16 protein-coding genes are annotated in these 14,386 nt (G+C 69.8%); 5 read left to right on the plus strand and 11 right to left on the minus strand.

Features of this window, described 5'->3' with window-relative positions:
- Nucleotides 1–13: 13 nt before the first annotated feature.
- From DACI_RS29440 to DACI_RS29460, 5 genes are all read right to left on the minus strand, one after another.
- Nucleotides 14–829 carry an ABC transporter ATP-binding protein gene (locus DACI_RS29440; RefSeq protein WP_012207621.1) on the minus strand — a complete coding sequence of 272 codons (816 nt, stop codon included), beginning with the start codon at nucleotides 827–829 and terminating at the stop codon, nucleotides 14–16.
- On the minus strand, nucleotides 826–1,923 hold the full coding sequence (locus DACI_RS29445) for an acyl-CoA dehydrogenase family protein (RefSeq protein ID WP_012207622.1): 1,098 nt from the start codon (nucleotides 1,921–1,923) through the stop codon (nucleotides 826–828). The genes DACI_RS29440 and DACI_RS29445 overlap by 4 nt, the downstream gene beginning before the upstream one ends.
- Nucleotides 1,913–2,497 carry a carboxymuconolactone decarboxylase family protein gene (locus DACI_RS29450; protein ID WP_016448373.1) on the minus strand — a complete coding sequence of 195 codons (585 nt, stop codon included), beginning with the start codon at nucleotides 2,495–2,497 and terminating at the stop codon, nucleotides 1,913–1,915. Before DACI_RS29450 ends, DACI_RS29445 begins: the two co-directional genes overlap by 11 nt.
- A gap of 131 nt (nucleotides 2,498–2,628) precedes the next feature.
- Nucleotides 2,629–3,570: an AraC family transcriptional regulator gene (locus DACI_RS29455; RefSeq protein ID WP_016448374.1), complete on the minus strand. Its 942-nt coding sequence runs from the start codon at nucleotides 3,568–3,570 to the stop codon at nucleotides 2,629–2,631.
- A 162-nt stretch (nucleotides 3,571–3,732) separates the two neighbouring features.
- Entirely contained in the window at nucleotides 3,733–4,506 is a 774-nt protein-coding gene (locus tag DACI_RS29460; protein ID WP_012207625.1) for an AraC family transcriptional regulator, read from the minus strand.
- A gap of 179 nt (nucleotides 4,507–4,685) precedes the next feature.
- Between DACI_RS29460 and DACI_RS29465 the strand changes: the two genes are divergently transcribed.
- Entirely contained in the window at nucleotides 4,686–5,954 is a 1,269-nt protein-coding gene (locus DACI_RS29465; RefSeq protein ID WP_012207626.1) for an MFS transporter, read from the plus strand.
- Between the two features lie 9 nt (nucleotides 5,955–5,963).
- Here the strand turns inward: DACI_RS29465 and DACI_RS29470 are convergent, their stop codons facing one another.
- Nucleotides 5,964–6,983 carry a Bug family tripartite tricarboxylate transporter substrate binding protein gene (locus tag DACI_RS29470; RefSeq protein WP_012207627.1) on the minus strand — a complete coding sequence of 340 codons (1,020 nt, stop codon included), beginning with the start codon at nucleotides 6,981–6,983 and terminating at the stop codon, nucleotides 5,964–5,966.
- Between the two features lie 194 nt (nucleotides 6,984–7,177).
- On the opposite strand from DACI_RS29470, the gene DACI_RS29475 reads away from it, so the two are divergent.
- Together DACI_RS29475 and DACI_RS29480 are read left to right on the plus strand one after the other, a co-directional pair.
- Nucleotides 7,178–8,950 carry an IlvD/Edd family dehydratase gene (locus tag DACI_RS29475; protein WP_012207628.1) on the plus strand — a complete coding sequence of 591 codons (1,773 nt, stop codon included), beginning with the start codon at nucleotides 7,178–7,180 and terminating at the stop codon, nucleotides 8,948–8,950.
- A gap of 90 nt (nucleotides 8,951–9,040) precedes the next feature.
- Entirely contained in the window at nucleotides 9,041–9,733 is a 693-nt protein-coding gene (locus DACI_RS29480) for a GntR family transcriptional regulator (protein ID WP_043782969.1), read from the plus strand.
- A gap of 30 nt (nucleotides 9,734–9,763) precedes the next feature.
- On the opposite strand, the gene DACI_RS29485 is transcribed toward DACI_RS29480, so the two are convergent.
- From DACI_RS29485 to DACI_RS29495, 3 genes are all read right to left on the minus strand, one after another.
- A complete protein-coding gene (locus DACI_RS29485; protein ID WP_012207630.1) occupies nucleotides 9,764–10,081 on the minus strand; it encodes a type II toxin-antitoxin system RelE/ParE family toxin in 318 nt (105 codons plus the stop codon).
- Nucleotides 10,078–10,347, minus strand: a complete 270-nt coding sequence (locus DACI_RS29490; protein ID WP_012207631.1) for a ribbon-helix-helix domain-containing protein — start codon at nucleotides 10,345–10,347, stop codon at nucleotides 10,078–10,080. Before DACI_RS29490 ends, DACI_RS29485 begins: the two co-directional genes overlap by 4 nt.
- Before the next feature lie 89 nt (nucleotides 10,348–10,436).
- The gene (locus tag DACI_RS29495) at nucleotides 10,437–11,267 is read right to left on the minus strand and encodes an AraC family transcriptional regulator (RefSeq protein ID WP_012207632.1); all 831 of its coding nucleotides are present in this window, start codon (nucleotides 11,265–11,267) and stop codon (nucleotides 10,437–10,439) included.
- A gap of 70 nt (nucleotides 11,268–11,337) precedes the next feature.
- Here DACI_RS29495 and DACI_RS29500 point away from each other — a divergent pair, with 70 nt between their 5' ends.
- Both DACI_RS29500 and DACI_RS29505 read left to right on the plus strand, forming a co-directional pair.
- On the plus strand, nucleotides 11,338–12,000 hold the full coding sequence (locus tag DACI_RS29500) for an MSMEG_1061 family FMN-dependent PPOX-type flavoprotein (protein ID WP_012207633.1): 663 nt from the start codon (nucleotides 11,338–11,340) through the stop codon (nucleotides 11,998–12,000).
- Nucleotides 12,001–12,028: 28 nt separating this feature from the next.
- Nucleotides 12,029–12,295, plus strand: coding sequence for a hypothetical protein (locus DACI_RS29505; protein ID WP_225971011.1), 267 nt, complete (start codon nucleotides 12,029–12,031; stop codon nucleotides 12,293–12,295).
- Here the strand turns inward: DACI_RS29505 and DACI_RS29510 are convergent.
- Both DACI_RS29510 and DACI_RS29515 read right to left on the minus strand, forming a co-directional pair.
- Entirely contained in the window at nucleotides 12,237–12,749 is a 513-nt protein-coding gene (locus DACI_RS29510; RefSeq protein WP_012207634.1) for an MgtC/SapB family protein, read from the minus strand. The genes DACI_RS29505 and DACI_RS29510 overlap by 59 nt on opposite strands.
- Before the next feature lie 115 nt (nucleotides 12,750–12,864).
- Nucleotides 12,865–14,322: a chloride channel protein gene (locus DACI_RS29515; RefSeq protein WP_012207635.1), complete on the minus strand. Its 1,458-nt coding sequence runs from the start codon at nucleotides 14,320–14,322 to the stop codon at nucleotides 12,865–12,867.
- Nucleotides 14,323–14,386: the final 64 nt, after the last annotated feature.

The following is a 14,386-nucleotide window of genomic DNA, read 5'->3' on the forward strand; positions in this document are numbered from 1 at the left end:
CAGGCGAGCCGGATCAGGCCTGGGCCGCATGGCGCACGCCGTGCAGGGCCGAGAGGATGTCCAGCCGCAGCGCGGTCACGGCGGCGGCCTCGTCCTCGCGCGGGCGCGCTATGTCCACGCGCCATTCGCGCACGATGTGGCCGGGCCGCCCGCCCATCAGCAGGATGCGGTCGCCCACGAGGATGGCCTCGTCGATGTCATGCGTGACCAGCAGCGCGGCCGTGTGCCAGCGGTGGACCACGTCCACCATCAGCTCCTGCATCTCGGCGCGCGTGATGGCGTCCAGGGCCGAGAACGGCTCGTCGGCCAGCAGCAGCTGCGGCTCGCGGGCCAGGGCGCGCGCCAGGGCCACGCGCTGGGCCATGCCGCCCGACAGCTGCGAGGGGTAGAGCGCGCCGCTGCCGCCCAGGCCCACGGCCTGCAGCGCCTGCTCCACGCGCTGGCTGCGGGCCTCGGCCTCCAGCTTCGGCTGGCGCTCGAAGTCCAGGCCGAAGCCCACGTTGCGCCGCGCGTCCAGCCAGGGCAGCAGGCTGGGCTGCTGGAACACGAAGCCCGCGCGCGGGTGCGGCGCGGTCAGCGGCTGGCCGAGGAACTGGAGCTCGCCCCGGCTCCAGGCGCCGCCGTCCGGCGACTCCAGGCCGCCGAGCACGCGCAGCAGCGAGGACTTGCCGCAGCCGCTGCCGCCGAGCAGGCAGACGATCTCGCGCGGGGCAATGCTCAGGGAGATGTCCTCGAACACGGCCTTGCCGGGCGCATAGCCAAAGCCCGCGCCGCGTGCCTGCAGCACGGGCGCGGGAGCGTCAGGGGAGAAAGCTTCCGTCTGGGTCATGAACTGGTGGTTGCCAGGGCCGCGCCAGCCAGCGCACCCTGTAGCTGCGTGACGCTGGGCGTCACGATGGGGATGAAGGCCGCCTCGCGCCAACGGCGCGCAAATCCCAGCGGCTGGTCGCGATGATAAGCGCGCCCGCCGCTGGCGTGCAGCTCCAGCTGCAGGGACTGCTGCACGATGTCGTTCAATTCCAGGCGCAGGCGGAACAGGGCTTGAGGTCGGTCAAGAAAACGCCCGTCGGACAGGCCCGCATGCAGCGTGGCCGTGGCCAGTTCCAGCGCGTGGCGCTGCTGCTGCAGCGGGCCTCCCAGCACATCGCGCCCGGCGCCGGCACGGGCCGAGGCCGCCGCCAGCGAGGCGCGCGCCAGGCCGATGCACAGCCCCAGCTGCAGGCCCATGAAGGCGGGCCGCACGCGCGGCAGGAAATGGTTGGCGTCGGCATGGATCACATCGGCCGGGCCGATCTGCAGCCCCTCGATGGACAGCGCCGCCGTATGGCTGCCGCGCAGCGCGATCAGGTCCAGGTCGGCGCTGCGCTGCAGGCCCGCCGCATCGCCGGGCAGCGCGGCCACGAAGGGCTTTGCACCGTCGCTGCGCGAGACGGCAACGGCCACCACGAAGCGACCCGGCGGCACCAGGTTGGTGGCCCAGGGCACGCGCCCGCGCAGTGCAAGGCCGTCGGCGCCGACAGCGCCGACAGTGCCGACGGGCGTGGCCTCGACCTGCAGGGCTTCGATGCCGCCCAGGTACTTCATGGCGTTGGACAGGCCCGTGGCGCCCGCCTGCGTGCCCTGCAGCAGGCCCGGCAGCCAGCGCTGGCGCAGCGCCGCGTTGGGCGACTGCAGCAGGTATTCGACAAAGGCGCGCTGCGCCCAGAACACGAAGCCCGCCGTCAGCGAATGCCCGGCCACGCCGGCAATGGCCTCCAGCGCATCGCCCAGGCTGCCGCCCTGCCCGCCCTCGGCCACGGGCACGCCCAGGCCGAACAGGCCGTGCTGCGCCAGCCGGGGCAGCACCTCGTGCGCATGCGCGGGGCCTTCGTCCAGGGAGTCGGCATGGGCGTCCAGCCACTGCCGCAGCGAATCAGCCAGCATGTGCGTTCTCCTGCGGTTGTCGGAACTGTTCGGGCAGATAGGGCTGCAGCTGCGGGTTGACGGGGCTTTGCGCCAGGCTGTTGGCAAAGTTGCACAGCGTGGCCAGGCTGATGCCCAGCACCACCTCCAGTGCCTGCTGCTCGCTCAGGCCTGCTGCATGGAAGGCGGCCAGGGCCTCGTCGGCGACGGCGCCGCGCGTGGCGATCACGGCTTCGGCAAAGCGGCGCACGGCGTCCAGGCGCGGCTGGCCCGTGTCGCGGCCGTCCTGCAGCGCCACCACCTCGGCCTGGGTCAGGCCGGCCTGCTTGAAGGCCAGCTTGGTGTGGCCGGCCACGCAGAAGTCGCAGCCATGGATGCGCGCCGCCGTGATCTGCACCACCTCGCGCTCGGCCAGCGTGAGCTGGGCGCGCGCGTTGATCTGGCCCACGGTCACATAGGTCTCCAGCGCCTGGGGCGAGTTGGCCAGGATGGCGATCAGGTTGGGCAGGAATCCGTTGCCGGCCAGGGCGCGCTCCACGAAGGGGCGGCTGGCTTCAGGGGCGGTTTGCGGGGTGTGCAGGGTCAGGCGTGCCATGGTGTTTTGCAGGAATGAAGGAATGCCTTCATGATCGGCCGCGCCCCCCCTTGCCATCAATGCCGCCGCGTCGCGGATTTATGCCCGAACGTGTCAACCCGCAGGCAGATGCAGCGGGCTCGGATGGCGGCTCAGCAGCAGCGTGCCTGCGCGCGCTGCCAGGCGCCGGGCTGCTCGCCCATCACGCGCTTGAAGGCGCGCGAGAAAGCCGCATAGGACTCGTAGCCCACGGCCTCGGCCACCTGGCCTATGGCCTCGCCCTGGGCCAGCCGGCGCGCGGCCAGCTGCATGCGCAGCAGCAGCAGGAATTGCTGGGGCGGCTGGCCGCAGGCCTCGGCGAACTGCCGAAAGAACGTGGCGCGCGACAGGCACACGCGCGCGGCCATGTCGGCCACGCTCCAGTTGCGGGCCGGCTCGCGCAGCAGCTCGGCCACGAGCGGCGCAAAGCCCGGCCGGCGCAGCAGGCTCCAGATGCCGCGCGCCCGCGCATCGCCATGCGCCAGCTGGCGCAGGCCGTAGAAGAACAGCAGGCCCACCAGCCGGTCCATCACGGCCGAGGGCTCGGTGCCCGTGCGCAGCGCCTCGGCGCGCATCAGGTCGAACAGCATGGAGGCGCCGCTCATCGCATGGTCGTCGCCGCGCAGCACCAGGTGGTCGGGGAAGGCATCGACCAGCAGGCCGCGCATGGGCCCCTCGAAGGTGAAGAAGCCGCAGGCCAGCGCCGTCTCTCCGATGCCGGCATCGCCCGTGGCGGGACGCATGGCCTGCGGGGCGCAGGCCATGTCCGGGTCGGCATAGGGCGAGATGAAATGCGGCACATCGCGCGAGAGGAACACGCCGTCGCGCGGCTGCAGCTCCACCGAGGGCTGGCCCGGCAGGTGCAGCCAGCAGCGCCCGTCCAGGATCAGGTGAAAGCTGGCCCGCGCGCGCCCCGCCGTGGAGGCCCGCCAGCGCCCGCAGTACTGCCCCACGTGGAACACGCTGGCGCGCCATTGCAGGCCGTTGAGCAGGCCGTCGATGACGCGATCGACCTGCGCTTCGGCCGCGCTGTCGGGGACTGGGTCGGGTAGCACGGTGCGGCGGTGAAAAAGCTGAGGCGGTGGAGGGAATGCGGCCGGCCAGTATCGCCACGATGCAGGCGCGGGGGAACGAATCTTTGGGCATATGCTTGTGCCGCAATCGATATCTGGATCTGCATCCAAGTCCGCCCGGCCCGACCTTGGTCCGGTCGTGCCTCAGCGCTGGAAGCCCGAAGGCGGCACCCCGAAATGCCTTTTGAACATGGCCGTGAACGCGCTCTGGCTGGCATAGCCGCAATCGAGGGCGATGTCGATGATGCGCTCGCCCGCCGCAATGCGGCCCAGCGCGAACATCAGCCGCGCCTGCTCGCGCCACTGGGCGAAGGGCATGCCGGTTTCCTTCACGAACAGGCGCTGCAGCGTCTTGGCGCTCACGCCCAGGCGCTGCGCCCAGTGTTCGGCGGTGGCGGTGTCGGCAGGCTCGCGCATCAGGGCCTCGCAGACCTGGCGCAGCCGCGCATCGGTGGACAGGGGCAGGTGCAGGGGCAGCACCTCGGCGGCGCGCAGCTCATCGACCAGCAGGTGCATCAGGCGCTCGTCGCGGCTGCCTTCGGCATAGTCCAGCGGCACGCCGACGGCGGCCACCACCAGCTCGCGCAGCAGGGGCGACACGTTGACCACGCAGGTGCGCGCGGGCAGGTCCGCAAAGGCCGAGGCGTCGATGTAGGCCGTGCGCATCTTCACGTCGCCCGACATGCGCACATCGTGCTCGGCGTCGGCCTCTATCCACAGCCCCCGGTTGGGCGGCACCAGCCAGGAGCCGGAATGCAGCTGCACGGACATCACGCCTTCGATCGCATACAGCAGCTGGCCGCGCGGGTGGGAGTGCCAGCCCGTGCTGGTGCCATGCGCCCAGTTGGCCTCCATGGCGGCCATGGGGCGCCCGGTCTGGTGGTACTTGAGGTATCTGCGCGGCAGTTCTGCGGCCATGGGTCTTCCCATCCTGGAGCTGTGTGTGGTTCTATGCGGCTCTCTGTCCCGATCTCGACAATTGAAGTCAGTATAGAGAGAGACAGACGGGCACCAAACACCTATCTTCGGTCCCACGGCCCATTGACCTTCGTCAACGCCGGACCCTGACCGTTCCGCCCTGCGGGGCCCTTTCCTCCATGACAAGCAACACCACCACTCTTGGCGCCCCGGGCGAGCTGGCCGGGCCTGCAACGCACGCCCATCCGGCGCCCGCCCATCCAGCACCCGGCCATGCCGCGCAGGGCTTTTTGCTGCGCATCGTCGGCGCCGCCGCCTTTGCCCACCTGCTCAACGACCTGATCCAGGCCGTGCTGCCGGCCGTCTATCCCATGCTCAAGACGGAGTTCTCGCTGAGCTTCGCGCAGATCGGCTGGATCTCCCTGGTCTACCAGGTCACGGCCTCGCTGCTGCAGCCCTGGATCGGCCTGTACACCGACAAGCATCCCAAGCCCTACCTGCTGCCGCTGGGCATGGTGGTGACGCTGGTGGGCGTGGGCCTGCTGGCCCTGTCCACCAGCTACCCCATGCTGCTGGCCGCCGCGTCGCTGATCGGCGTGGGCTCGTCCACCTTCCACCCCGAGGCCTCGCGCGTGGCGCGGCTGGCCTCGGGCGGGCGCTTCGGCACGGCGCAATCGACCTTCCAGGTGGGCGGCAACACGGGCTCGGCCATCGGCCCGCTGATGGTGGCGGCCATCGTCATTCCGTTTGGCCAGCATGCGATCGCCTGGTTCATGCTGGTGGCGCTGCTGGCCATCTGGGTGCTGCTGCGCATCACGCACTGGCGCCTGCACCATGCGCCGGCCAAGGTGGTGGCGGCCGGCCAGCATGCGCTGACGGCGCTGAACCGCTCGCAGGTCATCCGCGCGGTGACCGTGATCTGCGTGCTGATGTTCGCCAAGTTCGTCTACATCGCGGCCTTTGCCAACTACTTCACCTTCTATCTGATCGAGCGCTTTGCCCTGCCCGTGCAGCAGTCGCAGCTGTACCTGTTCGCCTTCCTGGCGGCCGTGGCGGCGGGCACCTTCGCGGGCGGCCCGGTGGGCGACCGCATAGGGCGCAAGGCCGTGATCTGGGTGTCCTTCCTGGGCGTGGCGCCTTTTGCGCTGCTGCTGCCGCATGCCGACCTGTTCTGGACGGCCGTGCTGTCCATCGTCATCGGCCTGGTCATGTCCTCGGCCTTTGCGGCGCTGGTGGTCTATGCGCAGGAGGCCGTGCCCGGCCGCGTGGGCCTGGTCTCGGGGCTGATGTTCGGTCTCATGTTCGGCATCGGCGGCCTGGGGGCCGCCGGCATGGGCAACCTGGCCGACACCCACGGCATCGTCTGGGTGTACGGCCTGGTGGCCTACCTGCCGCTGCTGGGGCTGGCAACGGCCTTTCTGCCGGAAACGCGGGCCCGGCGACGCTGAGGCGCAGCCTCAATCCGGCTGTATGCCCGCCTGCCGGATCACGGCGGACCAGCGCGCCACCTCCTCGGCGATCTGGGCTCGCGCCTCGGCAGGCGTGGTGAACGTGGGCATGGCGCCCTGGGCGACCAGGGCGTCCTTCACTTCCTGCTGCCCCATCACCTCCTTGAGCGCGCCGCTGAGCCGGGCGACGATGGGCGCGGGCGTGCCTGCAGGCGCCAGCAGGCCGAACATCGACGTCACCTCGAAGCCCGACAGCCCGGCCTCGGCCGTGGTGGGAATGTCGGCAATGGAGGGCACGCGCTGCGCCGTGGTCACGGCCAGCGCGCGCAGGCGCCCGCCCTTGATGAAGCCCTGCGTGGCGGGCAGGGTGTCGAACACCACATCCACCTGGCTGCCCATCAAATCGTTGAGCGCCGGCGTGCTGCCCTTGTAGGGCACGTGCGTCAGCGGCACGCCGGCCTGCCGCTTGAACAGCTCGGCCGCCAGATGCTGGGGCGAGCCATTGCCCGAGGAGCCGTAGTTCAGCCCGCCCGGCCGGCTTTTGGCCAGGGCGATGAACTCGCCCAGGCTGGCCGCCTTCACCGACGGGCCCACGGTCACCACCAGCGGCACACGGCCCACCACGCCAATGGGCGCAAAGCTCTTGTCCATGGTGAAGCCTGCCGTGGACGCCATGAGCACGCTGTTGATGGAATGGCTGGTCAGCGCGCCCAGCAGCAGGGTGTAGCCATCGGGCTTTTCCTTGGCCACGGCGGCGGCGCCCAGGTTGCCGGCCGCGCCCGCCCGGTTCTCCACCACCACCGGCTGGCCCAGCGCCAGCGAGAGCTTTTGCCCCACCACGCGCCCGATCACGTCGGTAGCGCCGCCGGGCGTGTAGGGAACGACGAGCTTGATGGGCCGGGCCGGATACCCGGCGTCGGCTGCGGCACTGGCTGCGGTAGGCAACGCCAGGCCTGCGCCCAGGGTCAGCAGTGCGGCGCCCAGCAGGGCGCGCCGGTTGGGCGGGTGAGAGCGGTGTGCGGCGGTCATGGATGTCTCCTTGTCTTGTGTCGGAAAAACATGTCCGGCACGCAGACCGGACAAGGTCGCATGGTTGGTCAATTAGATTATTAATAATATAGGTGATAACGCCGATGATAATTTGAGGACAGCGCCGCTATCCTGCCGTCAACGCAAGGCAGCGCCTGCCTTCGCTCCCCACTCCAGACCCACGGACCGCCGCCATGACCGACCCCAAGACGCCCTCCCCGGCCCACGACATCACTCCCGCCGACGCCGAAAGCGGCATATCGAAGGGCCTGACCAACTACGGCGACCGCGGCTTTTCGCTGTTCCTGCGCAAGGCCTTCATCAAGGGCGCGGGCTATACGGACTCGGCGCTGCAGCGCCCCGTCATCGGCATTGCCAACACGGGCAGCAGCTACAACCCCTGCCACGGCAACGCGCCCCAGCTGATCGAGGCCGTCAAGCGCGGCGTCATGCTGGCGGGCGGCCTGCCCATGGACTTCCCCACCATCTCGGTGCACGAAAGCTTCTCGGCGCCGACCAGCATGTACCTGCGCAACCTCATGTCCATGGACACCGAGGAGATGATCCGCGCCCAGCCCATGGATGCCGTCGTGCTCATCGGCGGCTGCGACAAGACGGTGCCGGCCCAGTTGATGGGCGCGGCCTCGGCCGGCATCCCGGCCATCCAGCTGATCACCGGGTCGATGCTCACCGGCTCGCACCGCAGCGAGCGCGTGGGCGCCTGCACGGACTGCCGCCGCTACTGGGGCAAGTTCCGCGCCGAGGAGATCGACGCCGAAGAGATCGCCGACGTGAACAACCAGCTGGTGGCCAGCGTGGGCACCTGCTCGGTCATGGGCACGGCCAGCACCATGGCCTGCATTGCCGAGGCGCTGGGCATGACGGTGCCGGGCGGCGCCTCGCCCCCCGCCGTCACGGCCGACCGCATCCGCATCGCCGAACAGACAGGCACCGAGGCCGTGCGCATGGCGCGCGAGCGCCTGACCATCGACAAAATCCTCACGCCCGCTGCCTTCGAGAACGCCATGCGCGTGCTGCTGGCCATCGGCGGCTCCACCAACGGCATCGTGCACCTGGCCGCCATTGCGGGGCGCATGGGCTATGACATCGACCTCAAGGCCCTGGACCGCATGGGCCGCGACACGCCCGTGCTGCTGGACCTCAAGCCCTCGGGCGACCACTACATGGAGGACTTCCACCACGCGGGCGGCATGGCCACGCTGCTGCGCGAGCTCAAGCCCCTGCTGAACCTGGACGCCCTCACCGTCACCGGCCGCACGCTGGGCGAAGAGATCGACCGCGCCGGCCCCGGCTTTGCGCAGGACGTGGTGCGCCCGCGCTCCAACCCCATCTACCCGCAGGGCGGCATCGCCGTGCTGCAGGGCAACCTGGCGCCGGGCGGCGCCATCATCAAGCAGTCGGCCGCCCATCCCCGGCTCATGGAGCATGAAGGCCGCGCCGTGGTCTTCGAGAACGCGGCCGACCTGGCCCACCGCATCGACAGCGACGATCTGGACGTGACGGCCGACGACATCCTCGTGCTCAAGAACATCGGCCCCAAGGGTGCGCCCGGCATGCCCGAGGCCGGCTACATCCCCATCCCGCGCAAGCTGGCGCGGGCCGGAGTCAAGGACATCGTGCGCATCTCCGACGGGCGCATGAGCGGCACGGCCTTCGGCACCATCGTGCTGCACGTCACACCGGAGTCGGCCGTGGGCGGGCCGCTGGCCCATGTGCACAACGGCGACCGCATCACGCTGTCGGTGGCGCGGCGCGAGCTGACGCTGCAGGTCAGCGACGAGGAACTGGCCCGCCGCGCCCGGCTCCACCCCGTGACCGAGCCCACGGCTGAGCGCGGCTACCGCAAGCTCTTTCTCACCACCGTGAACCAGGCCGACCAGGGCGTGGACTTCGACTTCCTGCGCTGCGCCACCGAACGCGGCACCATTCCCGGCCCGCGCGAATAGTCCATGCCAGGCAGCGCGGCACGCCCGCCATGCCCAGTGAGGGCCATCAGTTCGGACAAAATGGCGTTTTTGTCCCAACCGCCTGTCTTGATGGTCGCTGCCGCCTCACTGCCGATTTCCCTGGATGCCGAACCCGCCCCCGCAGCCGACGCCCTGGGCGCCATGGTGGCCGCGCTGGAAGAGGACGTGGTCTTCGGCCGGCTGCACCCGCGCGAGCGCCTGGTCGAAGACGACCTCATGGCCCGCTTCGACGTCAAGCGCCACATCGCCCGCGAGGCCCTGGCCGCGCTGGACCGCATGGGCCTCATTGAGCGCCGCAAGAACGTCGGCGCCCTGGTGCGCTCCTTCTCCACCCAGGAAGTGCAGGAGCTGTACGAGCTGCGCGGCATGCTCGAAGTGGAGGCCGCGCGCAAGATCCCCCTGCCCGTGCCGGCCGAGAGGCTCGAACGCCTGACCTCCATCCAGCAGCAGCACGACGCCGCCGTGGCCGAAGGCAACGCGCGCCTGGTGTTCCGCATCAACCTGGCCTTTCACCAGGAACTGTTTGCGCTGGCGGGCAACGACACGCTGCACAAGGCCATCACCGAATACGCGCGCCAGACGCACCCCATCCGCTTCGCCTCCCTGGTCTCGGCCGACTACCGCGAGCGCGCACGCCAGGAACACTGGCAAATGATCGAAGCCCTGCGCGCCCAGGACCGCGACGCCCTGGTCCGCCTGTGCGCCGAGCACCTGCAGCCCTCGCGCGATGCGTATCTGAATGCGCAGTTGCAGCGGTTGTAGGCGGCTCTGGCATCTGGACAGAGCGGCTGATCAGGCGATCCCGCCACCCTCCCGCAGCAGTGCTTCGTGGTCACGCCCGCCATAGAAGATGCCGATGATGGAAACCATGTCTGCATCGACGGCGAAGGCGATGACAGTTCGCTTTCTGTAGTTGGTGATGCGCAAGCCAGGTCTCACGTCGTCGCGCGGCGTGCCGCGAAGTGGAAAGGTGCGCAGGCTCTCGCAATAGCTCACGATGGCATCGGTGTATTGAGCTGCCACATCGTGCGAGGCAGCCTCGGCGATGTAGCGGTAAAGCTCGACAAGCTGCTCCTGGGCCTGCGAACTGAAGACAACGCGATAGTTCATCTCGCCTTGGCATGTTCAGCGGCAAGGCGCGCCCGCAATTGATCGGCGGTTACGGCACTCGAGGGATCGGCCTTCAACGCGTCATAGGCGGGGCCGACCTGATCTTGCAGCCAGCTTTCCACCGCACGATCCCGTGCCATCAGCGCCCGCAAGCCATCACGGATCACTTCGCTCTCGCTGGCGTACTCGCCAGCACGCACCTTCGCCCGTACTGCGTCTGCCATGTCGTTGGGCAGGGTGATGCTCATTTGCTGGGTGGTTCTCATGCACGGCTCCTTGAATGCAGTGGGATTGAATCCTACTGCCGAGCCAAAGCCATGTCCAGAATCCGTCCCCTCACCCTTTCATGGGCACTTCAGACACTCGCCCCCAGCCTCCCCCGGTACGCCGCAGGCGTCTCCCCGAACGTGCGCCGGAACAGCCCGATGAAGGCGCTGGCCGTGGCGTAGCCCAGGTCCAGCGCGATGTTCGTTACCGGCGCGCCGGCGGCCAGCATCTCCAGCGAGCGCATCAGCCGCGCGCGCTGGCGCCAGGCGGTGAAGCTGAAGCCGGTCTCCGAGACAAAGCGCCGGCTCAGCGTGCGAGAGCTGACGGCGGCCCAGCGTGCCCAGGCGTCCAGGTCGCGGGCATCGGCCGGGTCGGCGATCAGCGCGCGGGCGATGCGCTGCAGGCGCGGGTCTGCGGGCAGGGGCAGGCCCAGGGGCTCCACGGGCAGGGTGCGGATCTCGTCCAGGATCACCGCCATCACATGGGCGCGGGCCTGGTCCGCCGAAGGGCCTGGTTGCACGGGCTGCGTTGTGGGCACGCCTTGCTGCCATCCCCAGCCGGCGGCGCGCAGCACGGCCTCGCGCAGCAGGCCCGAGGTGCGGATGGCGCAGGGCCGCTGCGACAGCTCGGCGCAGGCCGGCTCCGCCACATAGACGCTCCAGCCGTGGAAGGGACCATGGGAGCGGCCCGAATGCAGCTGGTGCGGCGGCAGCCACACGGCATGGATGGCGGGCACCACCCATACCGCGTCTTCCACACCCACCGACAGCAGCCCGCGCAGCGAGCCGAACAGCTGGCCGCGCGCGTGGCGGTGCGGCTCGGAGGCCAGCTCCTCGTCCTGGTTGCCCACGGCTGCGATCAGCACGGGGCCATCGGCACGGTTCACATGGCTGACCAGTTCAAGAATGGCATCGGGCATGGCGTCTTTGAGCTATTTGTTGGCTGATCCAGTCTACAGCCGCCAACGCCTTTGTTCTTACGCTTGTGCCATGCACACAGACAACACCGCCCTTGCAGAGTCGCCAGGCCCGGCCATCGACCTGGATTCGCTCTACGCCGCCCCGGCAGAAAGAATCCAGAAGGCCGTGCGCGACCGCCTGTCCGACTTCCACGAGGCCTATCTGCGCCAGGCCAGCTTCTTTTGCCTGGCCACGGCCGGCGAACGCGGCCTGGACGCCTCGCCGCGCGGCGGGCCCCCCGGCTTTGTGCAGGTGCTGGACGAGCGCACCGTGGCCTTTGCCGACTGGCCCGGCAACAACCGCATCGAATCCCTGCGCAACCTGCAGGCCGATGACCGCCTGGCCCTGCTCTTCCTGTTCCCGGGGCTGGACATCTTCCTGCGCATCAACGGGCGCGGCCGCATCTCCACCGACCCCCATCTGCTGCAGGAGCTGAGCGAAGGCCGGGGCACGCCCAAGACCGCCACCGTGGTCCTGGTCGACGAGGTGCTGCTGCACTGCGGCAAGGCCATCCACCGCTCCGGCCTCTGGAACCCGTCAAGCCAGCTGGACCGCTCCGCCCTGCCCACCGTGGGCCAGATGATGGCCGCCCTCACGCAGTTGGCCGACGCCACGGCGCCCGCCATGGATGCCGCGCAACAGGAGCAGGCCAACGCCCACTACGCCCATGCGGTCAGGCACGACCTGTACTGATGCCCTGCTTTTTCCCAGGAACCATGACATGCTGATCGATACCTCCCGCTTTCCCCTGGTCTACCTGCGCGAACCCGAAGCGCAGGCACCTGCAGACGCAGGCAGCGGCAATGACGCATCGGCCGAAGCCCGGATCGAATCCCTGCTCGACCAGGGCCGGCACTTTGTGCTGCTCACCGACCACCTGCCCGGCGACCACCCCGAGGAAAGCCACGAAGAACGCAAGCAGCGCGCCCTCAAGTCTCGCGCGGCTTCGTATCCGGCTCCGCGTCCGCCTGCGGAGGCGGCGCACTGACCACGTGCGGCAGCATCACGAGGATGACGATGGCCAGCAGCGTGGCCAGCAGCGCGATCGCCTCGCGCCCCAGGCCGCAGGCCACGCCGATGGCGGCCGTCATCCAGATGCCGGCGGCCGTGGTCAGGCCCTGCACCTGTTCCTCGGAGTGGCGCTTGATGATGGCGCCCGCGCCCAGGAAGCCCACGCCGGCCACCACGCCCTGGATCACGCGGCTCATGTCGGCAATGCCCATGCCGCCGCGCTCGGGCACCAGCACGAACAGCGCCGCGCCCATGGCCACCAGCATGTGGGTGCGCAGGCCGGCGGCCTTGCCCTTGTGTTCTCGCTCGTAGCCGACGATGCCGCCCAGCAGGGCCGCCAGCAGCAGGCGCACCATGACGCGCGTGACCTCGGCCGCATCGGGCAGGCTGGAGAATTCCTCGGCCAGGGTGCTGGTTACTTCCTCCCACATGGCGCGTTCCTTTCCTCGGGTTGTGCGTCAGGACTCAGGAAGCGAGCATGGCGTGGCGTGCAGCGCGCCCAGGCCATCGCCCTTCGCCATTGCCTGTCAGCCAAGCGCGCCCGGCTCAGGCGCCTGCGGGCTTGTCCTGGTCCCTGGACGGTTCAGCCGGCTCTGCGGTGCTGGCGGGTGCGCTGGCGGGTGCGCTGGCGGGCTCCGGTTCCGGCGCGGCGGCCGGTGCAGGCTCAGTTGCAGGTGCAGGCGCGGGAGCAGGTGCAGGCACCAGACTCAGCATGTGCTGGGCCAGCGTCTCGTACAGCGGCCGGGCCAGCATGCGCGAGACCAGGCTGGCCAGCATGGCAGCGGCCATGAGGCTGAGCACCATGGAGTGACCGTCCACCATCTCCATCACGATGATGAAGGCCGTCAGCGGCGCCTGTGTCACGGCGGCCAGGAAGGCGGCCATGCCCATGGCGATGAGGGCGGGCGCGATGTCTGCGCCCATGAGGCCGGCCACGTTGTGGCCCACGCCCGCGCCAATCGACAGCGAGGGCGCGAAGATGCCGCCCGGCACGCCCACCCAGGCCGACAGCCAGGTGGCGATGAACTTCAGGGTGACGTAGAACGAGGGCACGTCGGCCTGGCCCGCCAGCATGTGCTTGACGGCCTCCGAGCCCGCGCCGAAGGTGGCGCCGCCCGTGACCATGCCGATGACGGCGATCACCAGCGCAATCGCCGCCGCGAAGCGGATGGGAAAGCGCGCACGCAGCTGGTTGAGCCGCTCGGGCGTGCGGGTCAGCGAAGCGGCCAGCAGCTTGGCGAAGAGGCCGCCCAGCACGCCGCAGGCCAGGGTCACGCACAGGCCGGGCAGCAGCGCGTCCCAGGTCAGGTGGGGCACCTGGATGCGCCCGAAATAGCTGAGGTTGCCGAAGGCCGACACGCCCATCAGGCCGGCCAGCACGATGGCCGCGATGATCAGGCCGCTGGAGCGCGACTCCAGCTTGCGCGACAGCTCCTCGATTGCGAAGACCACGCCCGCCAGCGGCGCGTTGAAGGCCGCCGCAATGCCGGCCGCGCCGCCAGCCACCAGCAGCGCATGGTGGCTGATGCCCGAATGCGGCCCGAACCAGCGCCGCGCATGGTGCATGACACCGGCGGCCACCTGCACCGAAGGCCCCTCGCGCCCGATCGACAGCCCCGCCGCAAAGCCCGCGCTGGCCAGCGCCATCTTGGCGAAGGACAGCCACAGCGACACGAAGCGCCCGCGCTGCGCGGGGTCCAGCGCCGGGTCCAGCGTGGCGATCACCTGCGGAATGCCCGACCCCGCCGCGCCCGGCGCCCAGCGCCGCGTGAGCCACACGGCGCCCGCCGTGACGGCAGGCATCCACAGCAGAACGGCCCAGCCGCCCTGCCAGTGGTAGATGCTCTCGAAGAGTTCAAAGCCCGCGTCGGCCATCAGCGTGAAGGCCACCACGCACAGCCCGGCGGCGGCCGCATAGGCCAGCACGATGGTGCGGTCCAGCCAGCGCCTGCCGTCCCGGAATTCCTGGTTCAGGTTGTGGAGGAAGTCGGGTTCTTGCTGCATCGCGTGAAGAGATCGCGTAAGGAAATCGCGTGAAGGAGTCGCGTCCAAGGACCGCGAAAGAGGC

Source organism: Delftia acidovorans SPH-1 (genome assembly GCF_000018665.1).
Taxonomy (GTDB): Bacteria; Pseudomonadota; Gammaproteobacteria; order Burkholderiales; family Burkholderiaceae_C; genus Comamonas; species Comamonas acidovorans.